This window comes from Rhodopirellula sp. SH410 (assembly GCF_055811895.1).
Map to the genome: position 1 here is coordinate 765202 of NZ_CM147949.1, position 25971 is coordinate 791172.

Sequence of the window (25971 nt, forward strand, 5' to 3'; positions counted from 1 at the left end):
TCGTCCTGAGGAGGGTGCCTGGATCCGCTTAGGCGGACAGAGCCGTTTTTCAGCTCAGGCGGGCAGAGTCGTCTGGCGGGCGCTTTCAATGAGACGCCACGAATCTTCGCTTGGCGGCGTGTTGATTTTTTGAGCCGAGTCGCCTGAGCGACTGGGGGGCTCGCGCTGCCCGATGCCCTGCGGCTCACCATAGCCGGTCGGACTTCGGCTAGATCAGCAGCCTGCGAGGCGTTTGACGGCAGTTCAGCTGAGGTGGCAGCGCAGATTTTCTCTTGCGTCCATCGGCTAATTTCTGGGGTCTATCCAAGAACCTATTCGCAGATGCTTAGCGAACCGAGGAAGGGGCTTGCTCGCGCCAGTCGACGAGATGGATCTCGACACTTTTGTAGCCGCGGAACTCGTTGATGACGGGGCGGTAAGCGATCTCGATGGGACCCGCACAGTCATTGAGCGGATCGCACCAATCGGCGGCACCAAAGGCCACACCGCGGATGACCTTGTCACCCTGTTTGAGCCGCACTGTGAGGTGTCGCTCGCTCTTGCCCATCTTCTTGGCCGGCTCGGCCAGTTCGACACCCCGACCCATCAAGATCGGTCGGGGGTTGCCGGCGCCGAAGGGGGCCATGGTTTCGATTTGGCTCATGATGTGCAGATTGAGTTGACCAAGCGGTGCTTCCGCATCGATCTGGATCGCCGGTTCAATCTCCTCCTCCGCCCACTGCCGCGCGACCGCTTCGCAGAAGTCCCCACGAAAGGCTTCGATCTCCGATTCGGTAATCGTCAAGCCGCCCGCTGCAGGGTGCCCGCCGAACCGGACGAGTCGGTTTTCGCACTCCTGTAAAGCCTCGAACAAATTGATCCCCGTCCCGCCCACGCGTCCCGAGCCGACCGCGTCGGACTTGCCGGCTTGGTCGAGCGAGAGAACGATCACGGGCTTGGCATACTGCTCGGCGAGTCGTCCGGCGACGACACCGATCACGCCCGCGTGCCAGCCCACGCCATCGAGCACGAGCGCGGCGTCGGCCTCGGCGTCAAACTGCTCTTTAATCTGTTTTTGAGCGGCGAGCTGAACACTCCGCTGCAACGTGTCGCGGGTGCCGTTGAGCCCATCGATATATTCGGCCAGCATCTTGGCTCGCTCACCCGCTTCGATCGTCATCAGCTCGATCCCGAGCTGGGCTTGGCCGAGTCGGCCGGCAGCGTTGAGTCGCGGGGCGAGTGTGAATGCGACGTTCTCAGTTGTCAACTCGGAGACTTGATCGAGCTTTGTCAGCTTCATCAATTCGGCCAGTCCCGGCAACGGATCGGTTTGCAAGGTTTTGAGGCCGTGAGTGACCAGCACCCGGTTTTCGTCAATCAGCGGTACGACGTCAGCGATCGTGCCGATCGCGGCGAGGGCAAGCGACTGCATGAGCAGCCGTTTCATCGGCGGCGTGACCTTTTTCTGACCGGCTTTGGCTTGGCACAGCGACCACGCCAATTTAAACGCCACGCCCGCACCGCAGAGTTCGCCGAATGGATAGGCGGTGCCTGGCAAGCGTGGGTGGACGATCGCCGCAGCGTCGGGCAATTCGCTCCCCATCTGGTGGTGATCTGTGACGATCAATGTCAGATCGAGTTCCCGGCACAGCCTCGCGCACCCGGTGCTGGTGATCCCGCAATCGACCGAGACAATGATTTTTTTGCCACGGGTGTGCAGTGTGCGGATCGCATCCTCGTTGAGCCCATAGCCCTCTTCGAGCCGATTGGGCACGTAGTAACTCACGTCTGCACCGAGCAGCCGCAACGCGTTGACCATGATCGCAGCCGCCGTCATGCCGTCGGCGTCGTAATCGCCATAGATCACGACCGGCGTTTGGGCTTCGATCGCCGCGAGCAACAAGGCAGTCGCCTCGGGGATCCCCGGCAATTCTTGCGGATCACGCAGGTTGGTGAGCTTGGTCTCCAGAAACGCAGCGGCATCGTCGGACGTGTAAACACCGCGGCTGACCAACAATTGGGCGACGACGGGAGCGAGTCCCGACGTGCGAATCAATTGCTCGACCAACGGTGCGTCGTGCGGAGTGATCCGCCATTGCCGCTTCATTCCGGCAGCCTATTTCTTCTTTTCGACGTGCCAGGTGTGCTTGCGGACGTGTGGGTTGTACTTCTTCAACCGGAGCTTTTCGCCGCCAGGTTTCCGTTGGAGGGTGTAGTTGTAGTGGCCGGTTTCTTCACAGACGAGGAAGACGGTATCGGCTTTTTTCTTGCTTTTTGCCATCGAAATGCGGGCGTGGGTGGAGAGTGGGGGATTTGAAATATGCCAGTTTGGCCCGGAAGTATGATCTGTCGACCGTGTTTCTGGCAACCCGTGAATTTTCACGAGTTTTTTAGGGCACGCGCCGGCGCCAATCGGACCGAATCGGCCCAATGGTCGATTGGGGGAAATGGTCCACGGCCGCCGCCCGTCGCGATCTCCCCCCCGCCGACCCTGTCTGTCCCCACCGCACCCTGTCCCCACCTCACCCTGTCCCCACCGCGCCATGCATGATGGGGAACAGAGCTATCGTCCAAGCCAACCTGGTGCACACGAGCGGGCACCCGAATCTCCATTGGCAACGCCGCCCTACCCTCGTGCACTGCATTGGCTTGGCACCGGGCTCGGTTTGTCGGGCGATTCGCCAACGGGCGGCAATGCAGTGGCAACAGCCATTTCCGGCAGCATCAATATCGAGCCGATGAAAAATCCGACCGCACCGAATAGCGTGAACAGGACCGATGTCGTCGCGCACCATGGATGCGACGCGGGAAGGGCATTGGCGAATAAGGCCGAGACCATGAATCCGGTACAACCCAGTAGGTTCATCAACGCCACCCAGTAAGAAATACTCGCCGGCTGCCATGCCCAGTACCCATGGCACGTTTGGATCCATGCCAAATAACCCGACGTCAGAAATAGAACGCTGCCAACAAGATTGGGGACCCAAATTGCCAGCTCCCGTTGGAACCCATTCGGCCAAGTTCGCATGGCGTCAAAAGTGTCGAAGTTGAACAGGATCGTGCCGATCAACTGCAACCCGCTGCTCAGCCAGTCGATATTGTCGGGACGCCAGCGAAACAGCGTTCTGCGGTATTTCCGAGGCACCGCAGTGCCGGCGTCTGCCGTACTGGCGGACTGGTAAAACTGCAGGAAGGCGGCGGAGGTGAAAGGAATTGAGCCGGCAAAAAAGATCGCATTGACCTCCCACGTGCTCAACGACAACGCTTTGGCCAGTTCAGTGGAGAGGCTCAAACTGCTGGCGATGATAAAAAGTAGCGACCCCAGGGCAAAGACCGTCGCGATCCACCAATTCAGCTGAGCCGGTTTCCACAGGCAACGCCAAGTGCCGAATCCCCACGCCTCGATCAACCGAGCCTGCGCACCGATCCTCCTGGGTTGCGAACCGACGTCAGCTGCCGTTTGATTCGGCATCGTGTCACCGTTGCGTCGCTCGAGCAATGTGGATGTTCTCCTGTCGATAGAAACGATTCGTTCAGCCTGCTCGCGGGACCGCGATCGATCGTAGGGTTCTAAATCGGACGTGAGGAGCTAACGGATGGTGACACGTCGCTGGCATCGGCAGGCGGAATCCTGCCTAGTAATGCCCAGAATGCAGTACCAGACAGCATGACAGGGGGGACAACACCAACGCAGAAATAGGCGGCAATCCATGGGATACCGCTCCATTTCCCCCCCACCGATGCGGACGCACAAAAAACCGAAAACAGGACTCCCCAGCAGCACGCCGAAGCATGGATCGTGAATGCGTTGAGTGAGTTTCGGCGTCGAAGATAGAATGCAATCGGCATACCGATCAATGCCGCAACGAGATAGCACGCCGCCAGACCGACCGTGAAAGCTAGCACGGGGAGGACAAGAAATGCGGCGGGATTGATTTCAGCACCCGCGGCCGTCGCGATTGCGCCAACGGCAACCAACAGGACAAAAAAGGCGATCGGCGTGACCGCCGGAGCGATGGCGTAGGCACGCCACATCGCCCGGTTTGTGGGTGTGAGATTGGTATTTGACATGGGGATGCTCAAAAAAAAGGTTCATCCGACGGAAGCATGCTTTTGCCGAGTGGAAACCCATCAGCGTTCACCGCGTCAGGTGAATGGTGGTTTTTTCAAGTGCTGTCGTATCCAGATCGAACCTGTACGGCGCGCGTCCAGGGAACGGCACCCACAGCAAGATAGTTTTTGGGACACCGGATGTCCACTGATTGTCTGCTCCGTCACTCAGCCGTTCACGTCCACGACCACACGGCCCCTCACTTCTCCATTGAGCATCTTCGTTGCGAGCGGAATGAGTTCGGTCAGGCCAACTTGGTTGCCGATCGAGGCCAGCTTCGAGACATCGAGATCGAGACTTAGACGTCGCCACGCTTCGAGACGCTCCAGTCGCGGGCACATCACGCTGTCAATGCCAGCGAGCGTTATGCCACGCAGGATGAAGGGCGCGACCGTCGCAGGAAAGTCCATGCCGCCGGCCAGTCCGCAGGCAGTGACGACTCCTCGGTATCGGGTCGTCGCGCAAACGTTGGCCAGCGTGTGACTGCCGACGACATCGATCGCCCCTGCCCAACGCTCGGCGCCCAGTGGCTTGCCTGGTGACGCGAACATCGCGCGGTCGAGTATCTCTGCTGCGCCCAAACTCTTGATGTAGTCGGCTTCCTCTGGCCGTCCACTCACCGCGACGACGGTAAAACCGAGCTTGGTGAGGACTGCCGTCGCCACGCTGCCGACGCCACCGGCCGCGCCGGTCACGAGGATCTCTCCGTGCTCCGGCTTCACTCCATGCCGCTCCAGTGCCAGCACGCAAAGCATTGCGGTATAGCCAGCGGTGCCGATGGCCATCGCCTGCTGCGGTGTGAATCGCCCCCGCAGCGGCACCAGCCAGTCTCCGTTGACACGTGCCTTCTGGGCCAGTCCGCCCCAGTGTTTTTCACCGACTCCCCAACCATTGAGAATCACCACGTCACCGGGATTGTATTCGGAATGGGTCGAGTGCTCGACGATCCCGGCCAGATCGATGCCGGGAACCATCGGGAACTTTCGCACCACCGGCCCCTTGCCCGTGATGGCCAACGCGTCCTTGTAGTTCAGCGTCGAATGACTCACCCGAACCGTGACATCACCGGGGGGCAACTGCTCCTCATCGAGGTCCGTCAGTGACGCGTGATAGGCTGCCTCGTCTTTCCGAATGAGAATGCCTTTGAACATGAGATTTGTGTTCCTCGATGCTGGGGGATACATACGTTGGACGGCTTTTTCCGAACGGTAGCGGTCGCCAACGGACCGCATTCGATTGAATCAGAGTGATTGCATTTTGGGATGTCACCGCGATCCTGGTAACCACCCGAGAGGAAGTTCGTTCGTTCAACCGGATGCGCACCGCCCTCACGCCTCCGCCATCCAGATCGCGGCCCGCTGGGCACACCGTTCAATGATGTTTTCTGGCTCATCCGCCCGCCCGATGAGCCCTTTTTCTCGATATCTTCCTCGGTGATCTGTGCGTGGTTGATTCGCTCGTTCGCTGCCCACTTCGGGAAATGAGCGTTTATCCGATGTGCCCAGTTGATCCCCCTTACCTCGCAGGGATTCGACTTGCTGCGGTATGCACGGCTAGTGAGCAATCGCTGCCGGTTTCCTGTGCACCACGAAGATTTTCGATGCGGATAGCGCAGCGGTGCAAGTGATTTTGGCGTGGCCTGCTAACGGAGAATTCTTAAAAAACGATTTTTGTTGCGGGGATGCAGGGCATCTCCTGGTCTTCACAGTGGTTTCATCTCTGCCGTTAGTCATCGTTGGCGATGCGTTCTCCCGGGGCCGATTGGGGACGCGACATAGAAATGGCGCTCGAATTGCATAAGCCGATCTGACAACTAAGCAACGCAATGACTCCCTCCATGCGGCCGCGTCAGGAGGAACGTGCGGCTGCCGAGTACTGCATCCTATTCGCTATGGATCGTTGATCCGTTCTATCAAAATCAATTGAAGGATTGTTATGTTTAGTTGTTGTCGTCGCATCAATAGAAAAAGAGGAGCGTTCACGCTTGTTGAACTGCTCGTGGTCATTGCCATTATCGGGGTGTTAGTAGGATTGCTATTGCCGGCGGTCCAGTCAGCTCGCGAAGCGGCTCGACGAATGAGTTGTTCGAATAACATGAAACAGCTCGGTCTCGCAATGCATAATTATCACGATGCCTTCCGTAGCTTCCCATATGGTCACCTCAGCTCATCAAAGTCTGTGAGTCATAAGCGAGATTGCTGGTACCAGAATTTGCTTCCGTTCATTGAACAGCAGGCATATGCGGAGAACTATCAGAATGCGGCCACCATTTACAGTGTCTATGACGCGGAATGGATTCATCGTTTGCCCGTCGAGTTGGCAGGGATTGCAGTTCCAGCCTTCATGTGCCCCTCGGATCCCGCTGGTCCCGCGCTCGGCGGCGGTGGATCCGATAATGGATTTCAAGGAAGTTATGGTGTTTGCGCAGGTGGCGGTACGGAGCCCCAGGACCTGAACGGAGGAATTACTCCGGCACAAATCAACGTGGTGCAGGCGGATGCGGGCGGGATGTTCGGTGAGAACAAGCCTTTTCGGTTCAATGCCTGTCTCGATGGAACTTCCAATACCCTGCTCGCCAGCGAGACGATTATTCGCGGTGGGAACGGCGGGGGTTGGGGTGGCATGGGTGGCTATTGGGGTGGTGCGCCCCACGGTTCCTTCGGGTTCTCCGCGGCAGAACCTCCTAATACATCCGTTCCCGACCGGGTCTATTCTTGTAAGAGCACTACTTTTCCAAAATCGCCTTGTGAGAATGGAAATGCTGACGGGCTGGTTGGTAGGTGGAACTTTGCACGCAGCCACCATAGTGGTGGCGTTTTGACGGCACTCTGTGATGGGTCAGTCCGGTTTGTTACCGAATCAATCGAACGGCAGATCTGGCGTGACTTGGGCAACCGTGCCGACGGCCACACGATCAAAGAGTTCTGAGTGGCAGCCACTCGCTCCAACTTGTGTTGATCGTACGACAAGACAGTTTTCTAACTCTATAAACATTTCTTACTGTTGAGATCCTAGACTGATGAATACGAATGTAGTTTGTTGTCTTACGTTATTTATGACGCTGCCAATACTGGCCGGTTGCCCAAGTGGCAGCGAGATGGATCTGGAGCCGGTGACTGGGACCGTGACGTTTAACGGCAAGCCCATTGAGGTCGGCCGGATTCAATTCCGATCGATCTCGGGTGACCAGCGAAGTTTCAGCGGCGTAATCGAAGACGGCAAGTATGCGGTAGAGACGGCCACTGGGCCGATGCAGGTCGCCGTTCGCGCCTCAAGGCTGAAAGCGGGTAAGTTCGATGAGTCCAACCCCGGCGAAAAGTCACCGATGGGCGAGATGTACATCCCACAGAAATACAATTCTCGTTCGGAACTGACCGCTGAGGTGCCCGAGGGCGGAAACGCACTCGACTTCGACTTGATCGATTCTAAGTAGCCAAGCGGCGAGTTGATATCATGAGCCGAGTCGCATGAGCGGCCGGGTGGCTGGTGTCACCCGATGCCTTACGGCATTCGGCTCAGCATTGCCGGGCGAATTTCGGCTGCGGAGCGTTCGGCCACGAGATCAGACAGTCATTTCCCGCTCGTTCCTAAATCCACAGTCGAGCGAGCAGTGGGCGTACCGAGCAAGCCACGATGGGTGGCCCTGAGGGCGGCCAAATCTCGATTTCTTGTTTGAATTTGCGATCGGTCCGCTTGCTGATTCCCGTTGAAATACCGGAATCGTAGCTGGAACAGCAAGTAATCGGTGCCAAGAGTGCGCTCGGCTCGCAGCCAGAGACGCTGCCCTGGCGGGGATGGGGCAGTCGAACTGAGCGGGGGGGACCGGAGCGGGGGCGAGAACGGAGTGACCAAAGGTGTCACCGGCCCAGACGATACTCCATTCGAGCCCACTTTCCTTGGTTTCGCGGAGTTCTGACATGCCAACACTTGATTCACTGCCCGTCCTCCCGGATGATCTAGGCGTCGAACCACTCGTCTTGTCTCCGCCGGCTGCCCGCCGCCCGTCTGGATTGCCCGTGTCGCCTCCTCTGCCCGCCGATGACTCTGCCGAAGAGACAGACGAACACAACTCGCTCGATGACCTCGGCGGGTTGGATGATTTGGGGGAATTGCTGCCGGAACTCTCCGCGTTCGGGAAATCCTCGGCAAGTCAGCCCGAGCGCGAGGATGCGGCGCAGGCGGAACTATTCGAGACCGATCCGCCGCCATGGGAACTCGCCATCGAAGACGACGTGATGTTGGCGTCGATCGTCTTCCCCCGCTCGCCCCATGGACCCTACGACTACCGCATTCCCGATTCGATGCTGGACGAACTCAAGCCGGGGATGCGAGTGGCCGTGCCGTTGGGGCATCGCAAGAAGTCGACGCCGGGTTGGTGCGTGGGCGTCAAGAAGGGCACGGCCTTGCACCGCAAGCTGCGTGATGTGGCCGAGTGTCTCGACGATGCGCCCTTATGCGACTCGGCGCTGGTGCGGCTGGTGATGTGGATGAGTCACTACTACCAGGTGCCAGCCGGTCAGGTGTTTGACACGTTAATCCCATCGAGCGTCCGCTCGGGCGCGGGCACGAAGAAAACGACGTACTTCACGCCAGCGAAAAATCTGCCCGATGCCGACATCGAAAAACTGCCGGCGAAGCAGCAGGTTGCGATGCGGTTACTGATCTCGTCCGGCCGAGCGATGACGGCGGCTGAGCTCGCCGTGGGCGCCGAGTGCACCGAAGATCCGATCCGGCGGCTGAAGAAGAAGGGGATGATCGTGCCTGAAGTGCGCCGTGAGATGCACTCGGGGATTCGTATTCTCGCTCAACAGAATGACGGAGAAACGGACCAGAGTCACGAGCTCACCGAGCAACAGACCAATGCACTGGAGCGGATCAACGCGGCTGTCGATAGTGGCCGGGGCCGGACCCTGCTACTGCATGGGGTGACCGGCAGCGGGAAAACGGAGGTGTATATCAAAGCGATCGAGCACGTTGTCTCGCAAGCCGGATCGGCGATCGTGATGGTGCCTGAAATCAGCCTGACGCCGCAGACTCGCGGGCGGTTTGAAAGTCGATTCGGATCCGTCGCTGTCCTGCACTCCCAGATGTCCCCGTCGGAACGCCATTTTCATTGGCAACGGATTCGGCGTGGTGAGGTGCAAGTCGTCATCGGGCCGCGCAGTGCCGTCTTCGCACCGCTGCCGAATCTCGGATTGATCGTGCTCGATGAAGAGCACGATACCTCTTTCAAGCAAGACTCACAGCCTCGCTATCATGCGAGGAAAGTCGCTCATGCCCGCGCCATGTCGCTCGGCGTGCCGCTGCTACTCGGTTCCGCCACACCCTCAATGGAGGCTTGGCACGCAGCTCAGACCGGTCACGCGGAACTGATTTCGATGCCCAACCGCGTTGCCAACCGGCCCATGCCTGACGTTCAGCTCGTCGATCTGCGGGTTCGCGATGAACGCGGCGGTGGCGGGGCGATCAGCCGGCCGCTCAAACAGGCTGTCGATGACACCCTGCGCGACAAAGGACAAGCGATTCTGCTGCTGAATCGACGTGGGTTCGCGACCACGATCCAGTGCCCCGCCTGCGGTCACGTGGTCGCCTGTCCCGACTGCGACATGCCGCTGACCCATCACCGTGACGGTGGCAAGGCGATGTGCCATTACTGTGACTACACGATCGCCACCCCGCCGTGGTGCCCGGCCTGTCGATTTGATGGGATTCGCTATGGCGGTTTGGGGACGCAGAAACTCGAGGTCGAGACCAAAGCGAAGTTTCCCGGTGCGAACATTGCCCGGATGGATAGCGATACGATGAAGCGGCCGGGCAGCCACCAGCGTGTGTTGTCCGAATTCCGCAGCGGCGAGATCGATATTCTGCTCGGGACCCAGATGATCGCCAAAGGTCTCGATTTTCCAAACGTGTTGTTGGTCGGTGTGATCAATGCGGATTCAGCATTGCATTTCCCCGACTTCCGCGCCGCCGAACGCACGTTTCAGCTCGTCACCCAAGTCGCTGGGCGGACGGGGCGAGGTGACCGGGGCGGGCGTGTGATCGTCCAAACGTTCACGCCGGAGCATCCCGCGATCCAGGCCGCCTCACGCCACGATTACACGCGTTTCGTCGAGGAGGAAATGGTCAATCGGCGGAAGTTCAATTATCCACCGCTCGGTAGCGTCGCGAGGATCATCATTCGAGGCCCGATCGAAGACAAAACCGAAGCGGTGGCCGATGCGATTTTGGCGAGATTGGAATCCGCCCGGGACTTGCTCAATAGCGAAGTCCGCATTCTCGGTCCCGCACCGCCACCGATCGTGCGGCTGCGTGGAAAGTATCGGTTTCACCTGCTGTTGCAGGCTACCGAAGCGGCTGTGGTGGGCGAGACGATTCGCCGCGCACTGGCTGATTTTAAAACCGACCCGAAGGAAGACATCGAGTTTCTGATTGATATCGATCCGGTGAATTTGCTGTGAGGTGATTCGCTGCGTGATCTCGTGGACGCAGAAACCAGAGCGAGAAAACTGCTAAAATCGTCGTTTACCGCGGCGGTTGTTGATTGTTTTCGCAACAGGTTCTGTGAGCGCCCATGACACCTACCCGCAGCGACCCCGACCTTGAAAGATCATTCTCAACCCAAACCCCATTCGCCGTCGACGAACCACCTGTCGCATTTGATCGACGCTGCGCGGGCGGGTGACAGCGCGGCGTTGGGCGAATTGCTGGATAGCTATCGGCGTTTCTTGGTCTTCTTGGCCCGCGCCGGGCTTCACAATCACATGCAGGGCAAGGCCGATCCGTCGGACATTGCCCAAGAAGTCTGCTTGGCCGCACATGGGAATATCGCTGAATTTCGCGGCGAGTCCGTCGAGGAGTTTGCGGCTTGGTTGCGGAGCATTCTCGCCAATATCTTGGCGATGCATGTCCGCAAATACCTGGGGACCAAGAAGCGTGATCCGCGTCTGGAACAGCGATTGGACCAAAGCATGGCGAGCGCGACCGGGTTCCTGCAGTCGCAGCTTGCCGGTGACATGACGTCGCCGAGTCAACACGTCGCTCGCGACGAAGCCCTATTGCAGTTGGCGGGCGCGTTGGAGGATTTGCCTGACGACTATCGCCAGGTGATCGTGTTGCGGCACGTCGAAGGGTTACCGTTTGCCGAGATTGCCAGCCAGATGGGTCGCAGTGTTGATAGTGTTGAGAAGTTGTGGGTGCGTGGATTGGCGAAGTTAAAAGCGGCGATGAGCGAATCATGAATAATTACGATGACACCGACGATGGACGTGTGGTGGCCGCGGTGAAGGATTACATGCGGATGCTCGATGAGGGCAATGCCCCGGCGCATGCCGAGTTTTTGAAACAGCATGCTGAGATCGCTGACGAATTGCGACCATCGCTCGAAGGCTTGGCCCTCGTCCACCGGGCGGCCCCACCCAAGTCGGTCGCGACGATGGTGCCACCGGACGCGGAGTTCACCGCGCTTCCGATCGGCGATTTCAAGATCGTTGGCGAGCTCGGCCGCGGTGGCATGGGGGTGGTTTACGAAGCGATTCAGCTCTCTCTGGGGCGGCACGTGGCATTGAAAGTCCTGCCGTTCGCATCGGGGCTGAACGAGGTGAGGTTGCAGCGGTTTCGCAACGAGGCTCACGCGGCGGCGGCGCTCCACCACACCAATATCGTTCCGGTCTACGCGGTCGGTAGCGATCGCGGCGTGCATTATTATGCGATGCAATTGATTGATGGCACGACGCTGGCCGAATTGATCGAGAAAATGCGGGTGACCAATGAGAGTGATTCCGCCCAGTCCGCTGGGGGGCACAAACGATCGGCGGGGTCTGTGAAGCGGGATCCGCAAGGGGCGAGATCGGCCCCTGCGGATCGAGGTCATGACTCGAGAAATACCGATGACACGATCGCGCGGTATTCAACGATCCTCAATGACAGTTCCGCGGGCCGGAACCGCTACTATCGATCGGTCGTCCGAATGGCCCATCAGGCTGCTCTGGCGATCGAGCACGCTCATCAATATGGCGTGGTCCATCGTGATATCAAGCCAGCAAACCTGCTGTTGGATTCTGTTGGCAAAATATGGGTGACCGATTTTGGTCTCGCGCAGATCCAAAGCGAAGCGACACAGTTGACCCGGACCGGCGATCCCATGGGCACGCTGCGGTACATGAGCCCTGAACAGGCGGCGGGCAATCGCGATGAACTCGATCATCGCACCGATATCTATTCGCTCGGCGTGACGCTGTACGAACTGCTGACGCTGCAGCCTGCAATCCAGGGAGAAGGCTACCGAGAGATGTTGAACAATGTCGCGCTCCATGACCCGCCCAGCCCACGCACGGTGGATCCCACCCTGCCCGTTGAGCTCGACACCATCGTGCGCAAAGCGATTGCCAAGATCCCCGGTGAGCGATACGCCAGCGCTGGCGAACTGGCTGAGGACTTGCAGGCCTGGCTGGACGACAAGCCCATCGCTGCCAAGCCGCCGACAGCGTGGGAACGCGCGAGTAAGTGGCGGCGCCGGAATAGTGGTTTGGTCACCGTCGCGAGCGGATTTTTATTGTTGGCGACGTTGGGGTTGCTGGCGACAACACTATTGATCTGGCGCGAGCAGCGGCGGACGGCTTCGGCACTCGGCCGAGAAACACAGCAACGGATGCAGGCACAACGAAGTTTTCAGCAGGCCCGCAGTGCTGTCGATACCTTCAGTCGTCTGAGTGAGAGCGAACTGGCCTACCGGCCCGATTTGCAAGACGTACGGCGTAGTTTCTTAGAGGCATCGTTGGAGTTCTACCAAGACTTCTTGCGAGATCGGGCCGAAGACCCAACACTCGCCAAGGAACTCGAAGCAACCTCGAATCGTGTTGCGAAGATGGTTGAAGAGTTGCAGATCTTGGAGAGTATTTCGCCACTGCGTGCACTCGCTGACCAGCGCGTTCAACATGAGATCGGGATGGAACCCGATCAAGCCGATGCGATTGTGATCGCGTTTGATGAGTTCAATGAGCAGCGTCGATTGATGGCGACCCAAGTTGTCGGCGGCCTGACGACGGAGAACGCAGGGATGAACGAGTTGACAAAGGATTTCAACACGTTCGTGACCAACCAGATTTCGGAGCCGCAGATGACGCGGCTTCGGCAAATCATGCGGCAGGAACGGCTGCCGTTTACATTCACCTCGTCGGCAGTTGTCGCCGCCCTCGGGTTAACCCGCCAACAACGCGACGAAATCAGCCGCATCATCGAGAACACCCTACCTGGCCGTGGTGACGGAAAAGAAGGGCCAGGGAGTGGCGGTCCGCCGCGTTTCGGCGGTCCTCTCGGCAGAGGGGGCGGGCCGATTGGTCCCGGTCGTGAGGGGCCTGGGCGTGAGGGGCCGGGGCGTGAGGGGCCGGGTCGTGAGGGCCCCGGTCGTGATGAAAGAGGTCAATGGCGATTCGACCTATTACGATTCGCCGCCACGCAAAACACCGTGAATCAGATCCTGGAAATTCTGACGCCGGCCCAGCGGGCCAAATGGGACGAACTCATTGGTAGCCCCTTCGCACGCTGAACTATTTTCTCAAAGGGCGATGGACTTTTTTGTGGCGGTTTTTCGTTGGCTGGGCAACAGGGTTAGTAACCAACTACTTTCCCGTTTCCCCGAGACCCGTCCATGTCGATCAGAAATGTATTTCTCGTCCTCCTATTTGGTGCTTGGTCACCGACACTCTCAATCGCCCAGCCACCTGGAATGGGTGGCGAAGACCGCGAGATACTCGATCAGTTCGACGCTGATCAAAGTGGTTGGTTGAACAACGCCGAGCGTCAGGAAGCCCGAGCATTCCTGAAAGAGAACCCACCACAGCGTCGCGGGTTCGGTGGCCCTCCCGGTGGCCCCGGTGGACCGGGCGGACCGGGCGGACCCGGTCAATTTGGCCCCGGTGGACCTGGTGGATTCGGACCCGGCGAGGTTGGACCCGGCCGCCCCGGTGACGCTGGCGGTCCTGGCTTCGGACCGCCTCCCGGCATGGAGCGTGAAGGGCGTGGGGGTGCGGATGGTCGCCCTCGCGACGGTCGTGGGCCTGGCCCAGAGGATGGTTTCGGGCCTCCCGACGATCGTGGCCCCAATGATCGGGGCCCCGGTGCACAGGACGGACGTGGTGGGCGTGGTGGACAACGCGATCGTGGCGACTTGGGGGGACGCGGACGCGGCCCGGGTGGCCCTGGTGAACGCGGCCCCGGTGGACGTGGGCCTGGCGGCCCTGGTGGACGTGGACCAGGGGGCCCGGGCGGAAATCGCCCCGCAGCGACCGAGGGGATCCAGGTCGACAAATCATCGGTCGCCCCGATCGCTGGCGAACTGTACGACCTCGGCGCCTTTCGAACCGTGTTCATCGATTTTGAAAACACCGATTGGGAAACCGAGCTCGAAGATTTTCACGGTACCGATGTCGATGTTCCCGCGACCATAACGGTCGATGGCAAAACGTACGAAGGGGTCGGCATTCACTTCCGAGGCATGTCGTCCTATGGCATGGTCTCGGCTGGATACAAACGCTCGCTGAATCTGTCCTTGGACTTGGTCGATGACGAGCAACGGCTGATGGGTTACAAGACACTGAACCTGCTCAATGGTAGTGGCGATGAGTCGATGATGAGCACGGTTTTATATTCGCACATTGCTCGGCAACATCTCCCTGCCCCCAAAGCCAACTTTGTTCGAGTGGTGATCAACGGTGAAAACTGGGGCGTGTACACCAACGTTCAACAATTCAATAAAGACTTCGTGAAGGAAAACTACGGCAGCGATAAGGGTGCACGCTGGAAGGTCAGCGGCTCACCCCGCGGCGGCGGTGGCCTTGATTATCGCGGTCAAGATCCTGCGAACTACCAGTATCCCTACGAGCAAAAATCGGGCGGCAAGAAGTCTCTGGCAAAACTCATCGAGTTGTGCCGTGTGCTCGATGAGACGCCCACCGAGGAGCTGCCCGCCGCACTCGAGCCGATTTGTGACGTCGATGAATTGCTGTGGTTCTTGGCTCTCGACAATGGACTGATCAATTCGGACGGCTATTGGATTCGTGCGAGCGACTACAGCATCTATTTAGATAAGGACGACAAATTTCATATCATTCCTCACGATATGAACGAAGCGTTTCGTGGTGGGGGAGGACCGGGAATGCGTCGCGACCGTGAGGGCGGTTCGCCCGTAGAACTCGATCCCTTGGTCGGACTGGACGACGCCAGCAAACCGTTGCGGAGCAAAGTATTGGCGGTACCGAAGTATCGCGAACAATACCTTGGCAACCTACGCGAACTCGCGGAGAAATCGCTCGTTTGGGAGACGTTCGGTCCGGTGGTCGCCCAAGCGACCGCCGTCATTGACGACGCGGTTAAAACCGAAACGCGAAAATTGGGTTCGTATGAAGCGTTCGTTGCAGCCACCCAGAGTGAACCATCGGACAGCGAGCAGCCGCAAGCCCGTGGCGGACATGGTGCGATGAATTTGAAAGAGTTTGCCGACGCTCGGCGGGAATATTTGCTAAAGAAGGAGTCCAAATGAGTCCCTCCCAACCAGCCATCCAACGTATCGAGATGAAGTTTCAGCTCGATGCCGCATTGTCGGATCAAGTCAAAGACTGGGCGCGAGATCATCTCGGTGTCGATGAGAACTGCAACGTGGTTAGTGGCGATAGCTACGACATCAACACCTTGTACCTCGATACCTCGGAATTTGATTTGTTTCATCGAACGGGTGTGATCGGCCCGGCCAAGCATCGCATTCGACGCTATGGCGACGAGCAGAAACTATGGGTCGAGACGAAACGCAAGAAACAGATGGTGGTTCGCAAGAATCGCACCGTCGTGTTTGAATCGGACCTGATGGCCGTCCTCAACCCACTCGCAGCGGCCGGCAGCGATGACGTTGAGGGGGACGCGGGACGTGTTCCGTGGTGTGCCGATTGGTTCATCGATCGGATTGCCGACCGTCGGCTGCAACCCGCGATACAAATCGGCTATCGTCGATTTGCACGCACCTCAACGCTAGGCGATGAGAACTTGCGGTTGACGATTGACAGTCGAATGACTGCCAGCCCAACGGACGGTTGGAATGTTTCCGGAACGACAACCGATCGGTCGGAGTCGATTGCGGATTGTGAGATTCTCGAGTTGAAGTTTCACAATCAGATGCCACCCCTTTTCAAAGAGCTGTTGCGGACCTTTCCGATTCCAGCAACAGGGTTTTCCAAGTACCGAACGGCGATGACGCATTGCGGAGGGCTCGCCCGTGGAGCCTCCGCCTCCGATCTGGATTCGCGAACATCGTTATCTCACCCGGCTTCCGTAGCAAGTATGGAGGAAGCGACGAATGCCTGAGTGGTTCAATAACGTCACCGCGACCCAAGTGGATCCGACGCTGCAAGTCCTCGCTACCCGATTAGTCCTGGCTTGGTTCTGTGGATGTGTCGTTGCTTGGATGGATCGACGGAACAAACCTCCCGGTACGGCTGACACGCTGTCGCTGACGCTTATCCTGATGAGTATTCTCATCGCGATGGCGACTCAGATTATTGGCGATAACATCGCGCGTGCGTTCAGTCTCGTCGGCGCCCTGTCCATTGTGCGATTCCGAACGGCTGTACCGGCAACCCGCGACGTGGCGTTCGTTTTGGCCGCCGTCGTGGTTGGGATGGCGGTCGGCGCAGGACAGTACTGGGTGAGTGGTCTGGGGTTGCTCGTCGTGGGACTCGCTACGCACTTCGACCATTCAGGCACGAGAGCGGCCGAGTCAAAATCGAGCACGTCAATGTCACGCATGTCGGCTTGGCGATTGACGTTGACGGTCGGCCTCAGCGCGACCGAGGGCTGGCAGTCGGAGTTGGAACGGTTCTCCGAAAGCTACGAACTGACGTCCGCTGAAACCACCCGCCGTGGCGGTGCCCTCGAACTCGTCTACCGTCTCGTCCCCCAGCAGGACGCCAATGCCGCCGATCTGGTCGCGGTCCTCAACTCAGTACCCACCGTCGAGTCGGTGTCCGCTAAGATGGTTTGAATTTCCGTTCCGCCACCTTGCAGGGTTTCGCCGTGTGTCTCCGTCAGATTGTTTTGCTGCTGGTATTGCTGCCCATTCCAACTTGTTTTTGCAGTGCCGACGATTCAACGTCCCCGACTGAACAGGGGGATCGCTTGGTCGCAGAGTATTTTGCGGGGGAAACGACGAAACTCAGTGAGTCGACGTTTGCGGAGATCAAGACACTCGAGGACTGGGAACAAAAACGAGTGGGGTACCGACACGAGCTGCAAGAGATGCTCGGACTCGATCCAATGCCAGAGCGAACGGATTTGCACCCGGTCACGACAGGCACTCTCGAAAGTGATGAGTTTCGTGTCGAGAAGTTGCATTTTCAGTCGCTCCCGGGGTTATACGTTACGGGGAATCTGTATCGTCCTAAGGGCGTGACGGAACCCTTGCCCGCGATCCTGTACGTGTGCGGTCATGGCGGCGAGACGTCCGGCGGAGTGAGCGTTGGCAACAAGACGCATTACCAGCACCACGGGGAATGGTTCGCCCGCAATGGGTACGTCTGTTTAACCATCGATACGATCCAGCTCGGGGAAATCGAAGGTGTTCACCATGGTACCTATCGGTACGGGATGTGGTGGTGGAATAACCGGGGCTACACACCGGCGGGTGTGGAAGCGTGGAATTCAATCCGCGCGATCGACTACCTGCAATCCCGCCCCGAAGTCGATTCCGATCGCATTGGTATTACCGGGCGCAGTGGCGGTGGTGCCTATTCATGGTGGGCAGCGGCGCTGGACGAACGCATCAAAGTCGCGGTGCCGGTCGCTGGCATCACGAACTTAAAAAATCATGTCGTTGACGGATGCGTCGAGGGGCACTGCGATTGCATGTATATGGTCAATACCTACCGCTGGGATTACCCCATGGTCGCCGCGCTGATTGCGCCGCGGCCACTATTGATTTCCAATACAGACAAAGACTCGATCTTTCCACTCGATGGCGTCGTCGATGTATACACCAAAGTCCAGCGGATTTATGAACTCTATGGGGCCAAATCGAAACTGGGGCTCAATATCGTCGAAGGACCTCACCTCGATACGCAAAATCTGCGAGTCCACGCTTTCCATTGGTTCAATCGCTATTTAAAGAAGGATGAGTCTCTGATCGAAAAGGTGGCGGCGCCCTACTTTGAAACCGGCGAACTGAAGGTTTTCGAGGAACTGCCTGATGACGAACGCGTCACCACCATTCAAGAAACTTTTGTACCGAAGGCTTCTGGCGCGGAACTGCCCGAATCGAAGGATGAGTTTCAGAAATTGAGTCAGGGTTGGATGAAATCCCTGCAAGACAAGTGCTTTCGCGGTTGGCCGGAATTCGATTCAGTATCTCTCGACACAAAAGTCATTGCCGAAACGGAGCAAGGCTCGTTGCGGATTCGAGCGATCGAATACACCGCGCAATCACCGTATCGACTGACCATGTTTGTCGTCGAGGACACCCACGCGGATGCAGCGAGAGACGGCGCTGTGCGTGACAGCAGTCCCATCGACGTGAAGGTCCTCGACGAGCAGCGTTGGGATGACATCGCTCCGGCGCTGGCTCATCTGTTTCCGGAAATCGTATCGAGCGTGGAACCGGATGCGGGGGCGTGGAATTCATTGAGTGAAACGCTCAAGGGCTCCACCTGCGCATGGGTCACTCCCCGCGGTGTCGGTCCTACGCAGTGGTCGACGGACGAAAAGACGCGAAGACACATCCGGCGGCGGTTCATGCTATTGGGCCAAACGGCCGCGTCCATGCAGATCTTTGACGTGCGCCGAGCATTGCAGGCAACGGCGGAGATCGACGCACTTCGCGGTCGCCCTCGCCGTCTCACCGCTACAGGCGACGCGGCTGTGTGGGCGTTGTACGCATCGCTGTTTGAGGATCACATCGCTGATTTGACGCTGGTTGATTTGCCAGCCCGTAATCGCAACGCTCCCGATATTTTGAACGTCAGCCGCTACGTCGAGATGCCACAAGTCGTGATGATGGCAGCGGATCGGGTGGAGCAATTGGAGATTGAAGTCTCCGGCGAGGAACTGGCTCAGTGGCAGTCAACGCAGTGGCCCGATTTCTGTGACGACATCATCATTGTCGAGAACACAAAGTAGTCAAGCTGTGGAAACGTCTGATGGCCGAATCGTTTTCGAAGCGGATACCGTTTATTGCGTTCGGAGTCGTTGCGATTCAAGTCGTCCTGGTTGTCTGGACCGCAACGAGATGTTCACCCACTTTTGATGAATCCGCGTACCTACCTGCTGGGATCGACCACTGGCAAACCGGTCGTTTTGAACTCTATCGAGCTTGTCCACCCTTAGTGCGATGTGTCGCGGCCCTGCCGCTGCTGGCAACGGATGTTTCGACGGATTGGGGGACTTACGTGCCTGCACCGGGCAGGATGCCTGTATTTGACGTCGCACATCGCTTCGTCGCCGCCAATGGCCGGAGTATTTATGCTTACATGACGTTGGCCCGCATCGCGTGCTTGCCCTTTTGCCTATTGGGGGCGTGGGTGTGCTATTCCTGGGCCAGCGACTTGTATGGTCGTGGAGCGGGCTTGCTCGCACTGAGTCTGTGGTGCTTCGATCCGAATATCACCGCTCACGCGTCACTCATCACCTCGGATGTTGCGACAACCTCTTTCAGCGTCCTGGTATTTTATATGCTATGGAAATGGCTCAGCGCGCCAACCATGGGTCGCACGCTCTTGTTGGGTCTTAGCTTGGGGTTGCTGTTGCTGACGCGGATGAACGCCATCTTGCTGCTGGTTTTTATTCCCCTGATTGGCTCCGTTTGGATTTTTAGAACTGACTGTGCCTGCTGTGGTCGTAGGCTTCGCTTTGCTCAGATGTTTTTCGCTCTCGTGCTAGCCTTGTACGTGCTGAATATGGGGTATCTCTTTGAAGGATCGCTGCGGCCGCTCGGGGACTTCGAATTCGCCAGCAGCTCACTCAGCGGCGAGGATGGTATCGGGAATCGTTTCCGGGACGGGTGGCTCGACCGAGTCCCGGTCCCCTTCCCAGAAGACTATGTTCTCGGCATCGACACGCTGAAAAGAAATTTCGAACGCAATCCAAAACTCGCCTACCTGGGCGGAGATTTCAGCCCGACGGGTTGGTGGTACTACTACCTGTATGGACTGGCGGTCAAAACGCCGATGGGGACCATCCTGCTGGTGATTCTTGCGGCAGTGTTTGGATGGCGATACCGGAGTTCGGCAGCAAACGAGGCATTCGTCGTCATTCCCGCAGTGTGTTATTTCGCATTTCTCAGTTCCCAGGTAGGGCTGAACAGTCACGTTCGCTACGCGATGCCGATCGCGCCGTTTGCGTTCATCTTTGTGTCCAAGCTGGCTCGGTCGTTTCCCGCCGGGCACCGCGCGATCGCGTACACGACTTCGCTGCTGGTGCTGGCGGTTCTAGCGAGCAGTGTGCGGATCGCGCCTCATGGATTGTCGTACTTCCATGAGCTCGCCGGTGGGCCGATGGGTGGGCACGCTCATCTGCTCGACAGTAACATCGACTGGGGCCAGGATCTGCAAGACCTCGACGATTGGCTGCAGCAGCATCCCGAAGCGAAACCGCTGGGCATCGCCTATTTTGGCAGCTATGGCCCCTCGGACGTGGGCATCCCCTTTCGGCTGCCACCAATGCATCCGCCAGATCAGGGACGCAAAATGGACGACCCTGATGTGGGACCGCAGCCCGGGTACTACGCGATCAGCGTGAACTTTCTGCGAGGTTATCGCTTTTTCGTTTGGCAGCCCGATGGCAGCACGCAGTGGCTCCCGGAACCTCGCTTCACTTATTTTCAACATCTCGAACCGATCGCGCGGGCGGGATACTCGATCTATATCTACCACGTCACGGATGAAGACGCCGTCCGGCTGCGACGTCAGTTGGGATACGACAGCGAGGGCATAGGTGACAGCGAATGAATAAGGATGGTAGGAACAATAAGTGACGGACTTTCCGTAGTGGATCTTGTTAAGACGCGCCCGACATTAGGTGGCTTTGCTGCGGGCGACTTTTTTTGGTGGTGCAAAAGTTTTTAGCTGGGGATCTCTGGAGGCCCTGGTTTGACTGTCGAGGAGTCGCAGGCTCTACATGAACCGTCGTCCTAGTCGCCTATTGCCCCTGTTTTTCCTAGTTAGTGGCCAATTGGAGCGAATTCTTTCGCTGGCGGCGCATTGCCACCGCTCGAAGCAGATTCCAACCGGCCAGCTTCAGTAGGATCGAAAGCTTCACCGCATTGTGGCCGCGAACGCGGAGCCGACCCAAGCCCATCATTCGCTTGAGGCAGCCGTTGGTCCCTTCGATACCCGACCGCCAACGGTACCTATCGCGGAACTCGTCGCTCTGCTCGTGGCGACGACGCGCGTCGGCTCGAACCGCACTGCCGGTAAATTGAATGCGGCCGGTCGGCTGCTCGGTGTCCCGATTGCGTTGAACGCGGCAGTGTGCAAGCAGCGGACAGTGCTGGCACTTCTCGGGATCCATCTGTGCGAAAGTGTAGTCGCCTTTGGCGTTGTAGTTGGTCGACTCGGGAGCGTGACCAGCCGGGCAAGACTCCAGTTCACCGGCGCAGTTGAGCTTGAATTGGTCGTAGCCGATTTCATCAGCATCGTACTTCTTCGAGCCTGGCACCGGAGCGACCAATTCGACGCCTTCTTGCTTAGCCGACTCGACGTTGGCATCGCCACCGTAAGCGGTATCAGCCAGCAGTTCGTCTGGCATGGCGTCTCGCTTTTTCAAGTCCTCCAACACCGGCGAGACCGCATCGGCGTCGTTGTCCGCAGCGGTTTCGACTTTGGCCGAAGTAATCAAGTTCGGCTCGCCGTCTTCGTTGAACGTCTCGGCGATTTGAACCTGGTATCCGGCTCCTTTGTGACCGCTATAGGTGGCGTCGGCATCCGACGGATTGACGATCACATGGCCGCCGGTTTTCTTGCGAACTTCGACGAATTCCTCCCGAAGCTCGCACTGCTGGTTAAAGATCGTTTGCAGTTGTTTGAAGGAGTCCCAGTCGCAGATCGGCTTGGTTTCGGTTAATTCATTGAGGATTAAGCAGAGGTCTTCGGCGGCTTGCTGCAACGCAATTTTCCGCTGTTCGGTAGTGCGTGCGTCGCCAAAGATTCGGCTGTCAGATTGCTTGCGGTAGCGGGCCAAAAGCTCGTCGTCAAATCGGTCGATCAGCCTAGCCGAACCAGACTGAGCGTCGTGCTTTTCGACTTTCTTGAAGAACCGCCGCAGTGCCACGCCGATCATTTGGGCGCGTCCCAGGGTGGCCATGTCGCTGAGCACATGGGTGGAATCGAGACGCTGTTTTTTGACTTTGACTTCCATGCTTTGCAGCAGGGTGTCGGTAACGCCTGCGAAGATCTCCTCACCGATCTTCTCGTTGCTTTGCATTCGAGCGATGTAGCGTTCAATGGTTCGCTGAGTGACTTCGGTGCTTGGCTCCAAGTTCAGTGCGTACTGGATGTCGGTTCGGAACAGCAGTGCTTCGTGGGTCTGGGGGACCGTCCAGCCTTGAAAGTCACGGATCCAAAGGAGCGCGATGATCGCGTGCAACTCAAAGGTTGGTCGTCCTTGATCGTCACTGAGATGCTCACCGACGAGGCCGATGGGCATCTGCTCCAAGAGCACGTCGCGAAGGAGGCCCTGCCATCCGTTGTCGATCATCTTTCGCCCCATGGGGCCGATGACGCCCTCGAACGGGTCGAAAAGTCTTTGCTGCGTAGGTAGTTCGATGGTTTTCACTGACTAACCGACCACTCGAAGAAAAAAGCTAAATCCATACAGCAAAAGGTAACGCATCTCGCCCACGAAAGAAGCCGGTAGCATGAGACTTTTGTCGGGCGCGTCTTAACAAGATCCACTACGCCAGTTATTGATCCCGCGTTGCTATCACATGTCGAGATTGGAATTCATCGTGAGCTACCGGAGCTGGACGGTGAAGGTGGTACCGTTGGGGCCCGTCTCGAAATCGAGGTTGCCGTTGTGTTGGCGGATGATTTTATCGCAGAGGGCGAGGCCCATGCCGGTACCATCGCTACGGGTCGTGAAGTAAGGGTCAAAGATTTGGGACTGGATGTCGGCCGGGATTCCCTTGCCGGTATCGATCACGTCGATGCGAATACCATCGTTTTCACTGGAGATGACGAATTGCAGGACACCACCGCTGGGCATCGCTGCGATGGCGTTGAGGGCCAGATTCAGGAAGACTTGTTCGAGGCGTGCCGAATCGGCTTGAATGAATGCAATCTCTTCATTGGACCGGTCCACCTCAAGCTTAACGTTCTGCTTCTCAGCATGTGGGCGAAGTAGACGCACGAGTTTCTCAACTAGCTCGCCGACATCGACAGGTGAGCGTCCAATGTCATTGATGGACGCATAGTTGCGAAAGCCATCGAGCACGTCACCGATGCGTTTGACTTCGGCATTGAGAATGCTGAGAGACTCGTTGACTTCGGCGTCGTCGGTTTCGGTGGCCAATCGTTCGCAGAGCAGTTGGATATGGAGCGCCAGTGCCGCGAGCGGATTTTTGATCTCATGTTGGAGGCCCGCGGCCAGGGAGCCGAGTCCCATGTACCGCTCCATGCGTCGCAGTCGTTCTTCCATCAGAGCTTTCTGGGTGACGTCGCGGACCTGCAGGACGAATCCAATTTCGTCGTCCGCCCGATTGTGGAGCCGCGTGCATCCGGCGCGGAGAGTCTGGGTATGGCCGTCTCGAATGATGCAGTAGTCGCGGTCGCGGATGGGGTGCCCGAAACGCCGGGTCTCATCAAGTATTTCGTCCAGCGACGCGTGCTCGAGGCCGATCTCACTAATATTGTGACCAATCCCCGAAGCGAGTTGTTGCTGATCTGGGTCGTGCAGCCCGATCAGTATTCCGCCGCGTGGGTTGATGCTGGTGAGCGTGCCGTCCGGGTCCGTCGTGATGACTCCGGCATCCATGCTGGCAAGGATGTCTGAGGAAAGCACCTTGACGTCTTCCAGGGATTGCTCACTCGATAGGTAGGCGCGAACGACGAAGACAAGTGCGACGCCTGCAGCGGCAAAATCGATCACGAGCAAAAGCAATAGGCTGCGCTGTAGAACGAGTTCCCCTTTCAGTTCCAAAGCCACCGCGAGATCGCTCTCGGGCAGGTGTTTGACGATCTGGCTGACGATTTCCTGTTCGCGACTGACGGCGGAGAAAATCCAGGCCGTGGTGAAAAACGATAGGCAACTGAGCACGGCCAGTCCGATGGCGAGCCGCCGAACACCGCGCCCCCCGGGAGCGTCAATCATTAGTGCAGCCCGAATCGGCCCATTTTGTAGTGCAGGGTGCGAACGCTGATACCGAGCGTTTTGGCGGTTTTTTCACGATGCATTCCCGACGCTTCCAAAGCCGCGGTGATCGCCTGTCGCTCACAGGCCTCAACCACTTCGGCTAACGGGACGACCGACGTGGCGGCGGCGGCAACTGGATTCACCGTTTTACGCAGTTCGGGTGGCAACTCGTTCTCATGAATCACGTCGCCAGCGGCCGTAATGACCATGCGTTCGATCACGTTGCGAAGTTGCCGAACGTTGCCCGGCCAGGCTGCGGTGATCATGGTTTGCATGGCCTCAGGGGACAGCCGTTTGATTTCGCGGCGGTGGCGAGTGCAGAAGTGTTCGAGGAAATGTTCAACGAGTAAAGGAATGTCTTCGCGGCGACCTCGCAACGGTGGCAGCTCAATCGGGATGACATTGAGCCGGTAATAAAGGTCGTCACGAAACGTGCCATCATCGATCAGGTCTTGGACGGGGCGGTTGGTCGCCGAGACGACGCGAGCATCCGAATGTAGGAGCTCCTCGCCACCAACGCGAGTGAAGCCGCGGGTCTCGAGTACGCGTAATAAGTCGACTTGGCTCTTGGCCGACATCTCCGTCACTTCATCGAGAAACAGCGTACCCGAGGAGGCTTGCTCAAAGCAACCAGGTTTCTGCCGCGTGGCGCCGCTGAAGGAGCCTTTCTCGTGACCAAATAATTCGCTTTCGAGCAGCGTTTCGGGCAATGCACCGAGGTTGACTGCAATGAACGGGCCTTTGCTGCGGTCGCTCAGTTCGTGGAGGGCGCGGGCGATGAGCTCCTTGCCCGTCCCGCTTTCGCCGTGGATCATGACGGTGGCCTCCGTGGCGGCAACTTGACGAATTTGCCGAAATACATCCTGCATCGCAGCCCCTCCCGCGACAATCTCCGACATCTCGCCGGAATCAACTAAACGGCTGCGCAGCCGCTGGTTTTCCATTTGTAAGTCGAAATGGTCGCGGGCCCGACGTACCTGCTGGCGAACGAGATTGAGATCGAGAGGTTTGAGCACGAAGTCAAATGCGCCGGCCCGCATGGCCTCGACGGCCGTCTCCACCGTGCCATGAGCCGTGATCACAATCACCGCGGTTTGAGGTCGCGAATGGATGATTTTTTGTAGTAAATCGATCCCCGTCATCTCGCAGTTCAGTCTCACATCGACGATCACGAGGGGGAAACTGCCCTTCTCAAGTTTCGCCAGCGCCTCGGACGCGTTGGCTGCCGTCTCGACATGGTCGGCATCCCCAGCGAGTCCGCGGGCAAGTCCGGATCGAATGTTGGGTTCGTCGTCGACAATCAAGACGCCAAACGGATCGGGGTGGGGCATAACGCTGAAGTGAGTTGCGAGGCGAGTTGACGGTCCGGTGGCCGGAAACCTTTGAGATGGCATGAACCCGTCTTCACGAGAGCACGTTGCGGGCCGAATACCCTCACAAGAGCTCAATATGCGACCAGCCGCTACCCAATGGGACACCAATGCCGCCCGAAACATGGG

Annotated in this window: 18 protein-coding genes; 10 read left to right on the top strand and 8 right to left on the bottom strand. The window is 58.2% G+C overall.

Features of this window, described 5'->3' with window-relative positions:
• Positions 1-325: 325 nt before the first annotated feature.
• The 5 genes from recJ to acuI form a co-directional block, all read right to left on the bottom strand.
• Positions 326-2086: a single-stranded-DNA-specific exonuclease RecJ gene (gene recJ / locus SH410x_RS03100; RefSeq protein WP_473674509.1), complete on the bottom strand. Its 1761-nt coding sequence runs from the start codon at positions 2084-2086 to the stop codon at positions 326-328.
• A 9-nt stretch (positions 2087-2095) separates the two neighbouring features.
• Positions 2096-2260 carry a 50S ribosomal protein L33 gene (gene rpmG / locus SH410x_RS03105; RefSeq protein WP_473674511.1) on the bottom strand — a complete coding sequence of 55 codons (165 nt, stop codon included), beginning with the start codon at positions 2258-2260 and terminating at the stop codon, positions 2096-2098.
• Positions 2261-2605: 345 nt separating this feature from the next.
• A complete protein-coding gene (locus tag SH410x_RS03110) occupies positions 2606-3478 on the bottom strand; it encodes a hypothetical protein (RefSeq protein WP_473674513.1) in 873 nt (290 codons plus the stop codon).
• A gap of 71 nt (positions 3479-3549) precedes the next feature.
• The gene (locus tag SH410x_RS03115) at positions 3550-4050 is read right to left on the bottom strand and encodes a hypothetical protein (protein ID WP_473674515.1); all 501 of its coding nucleotides are present in this window, start codon (positions 4048-4050) and stop codon (positions 3550-3552) included.
• Between the two features lie 207 nt (positions 4051-4257).
• Positions 4258-5241, bottom strand: a complete 984-nt coding sequence (gene acuI, locus SH410x_RS03120) for an acrylyl-CoA reductase (NADPH) (protein WP_473674517.1) — start codon at positions 5239-5241, stop codon at positions 4258-4260.
• Between the two features lie 784 nt (positions 5242-6025).
• Between acuI and SH410x_RS03125 the strand changes: the two genes are divergently transcribed.
• The 10 genes from SH410x_RS03125 (at position 6026) to SH410x_RS03170 (ending at position 21072) form a co-directional block, all read left to right on the top strand.
• The gene (locus SH410x_RS03125) at positions 6026-7018 is read left to right on the top strand and encodes a DUF1559 family PulG-like putative transporter (protein WP_473674519.1); all 993 of its coding nucleotides are present in this window, start codon (positions 6026-6028) and stop codon (positions 7016-7018) included.
• Positions 7019-7109: 91 nt separating this feature from the next.
• Complete coding sequence (locus SH410x_RS03130; RefSeq protein ID WP_473674521.1) at positions 7110-7523, top strand: hypothetical protein; 414 nt, start codon at positions 7110-7112, stop codon at positions 7521-7523.
• 484 nt (positions 7524-8007) lie between these two features.
• Entirely contained in the window at positions 8008-10551 is a 2544-nt protein-coding gene (gene priA / locus SH410x_RS03135) for a replication restart helicase PriA (protein ID WP_473674523.1), read from the top strand.
• Between the two features lie 141 nt (positions 10552-10692).
• Positions 10693-11331, top strand: a complete 639-nt coding sequence (locus SH410x_RS03140; protein WP_473674525.1) for a sigma-70 family RNA polymerase sigma factor — start codon at positions 10693-10695, stop codon at positions 11329-11331.
• Positions 11328-13637: a serine/threonine protein kinase gene (locus tag SH410x_RS03145; RefSeq protein WP_473674527.1), complete on the top strand. Its 2310-nt coding sequence runs from the start codon at positions 11328-11330 to the stop codon at positions 13635-13637. Before SH410x_RS03140 ends, SH410x_RS03145 begins: the two co-directional genes overlap by 4 nt.
• Before the next feature lie 102 nt (positions 13638-13739).
• Complete coding sequence (locus SH410x_RS03150; protein WP_473674529.1) at positions 13740-15629, top strand: CotH kinase family protein; 1890 nt, start codon at positions 13740-13742, stop codon at positions 15627-15629.
• A complete protein-coding gene (locus SH410x_RS03155) occupies positions 15626-16444 on the top strand; it encodes a polyphosphate polymerase domain-containing protein (RefSeq protein ID WP_473674531.1) in 819 nt (272 codons plus the stop codon). The genes SH410x_RS03150 and SH410x_RS03155 overlap by 4 nt, the downstream gene beginning before the upstream one ends.
• A complete protein-coding gene (locus tag SH410x_RS03160) occupies positions 16437-17120 on the top strand; it encodes a DUF4956 domain-containing protein (protein WP_473674533.1) in 684 nt (227 codons plus the stop codon). The genes SH410x_RS03155 and SH410x_RS03160 overlap by 8 nt, the downstream gene beginning before the upstream one ends.
• Positions 17121-17152: 32 nt before the next feature.
• Positions 17153-19246 carry an alpha/beta hydrolase family protein gene (locus tag SH410x_RS03165; protein WP_473674535.1) on the top strand — a complete coding sequence of 698 codons (2094 nt, stop codon included), beginning with the start codon at positions 17153-17155 and terminating at the stop codon, positions 19244-19246.
• Between the two features lie 20 nt (positions 19247-19266).
• Positions 19267-21072 carry an ArnT family glycosyltransferase gene (locus SH410x_RS03170; protein WP_473674537.1) on the top strand — a complete coding sequence of 602 codons (1806 nt, stop codon included), beginning with the start codon at positions 19267-19269 and terminating at the stop codon, positions 21070-21072.
• A gap of 208 nt (positions 21073-21280) precedes the next feature.
• On the opposite strand, the gene SH410x_RS03175 is transcribed toward SH410x_RS03170, so the two are convergent.
• From SH410x_RS03175 to SH410x_RS03185, 3 genes are all read right to left on the bottom strand, one after another.
• Positions 21281-22897 carry a transposase gene (locus SH410x_RS03175; protein WP_473671510.1) on the bottom strand — a complete coding sequence of 539 codons (1617 nt, stop codon included), beginning with the start codon at positions 22895-22897 and terminating at the stop codon, positions 21281-21283.
• Between the two features lie 177 nt (positions 22898-23074).
• Positions 23075-24430, bottom strand: coding sequence for a two-component system sensor histidine kinase NtrB (locus SH410x_RS03180; RefSeq protein ID WP_473674539.1), 1356 nt, complete (start codon positions 24428-24430; stop codon positions 23075-23077).
• Complete coding sequence (locus SH410x_RS03185; RefSeq protein WP_473674541.1) at positions 24430-25803, bottom strand: sigma-54-dependent transcriptional regulator; 1374 nt, start codon at positions 25801-25803, stop codon at positions 24430-24432. The genes SH410x_RS03180 and SH410x_RS03185 overlap by 1 nt, the downstream gene beginning before the upstream one ends.
• Positions 25804-25971: the final 168 nt, after the last annotated feature.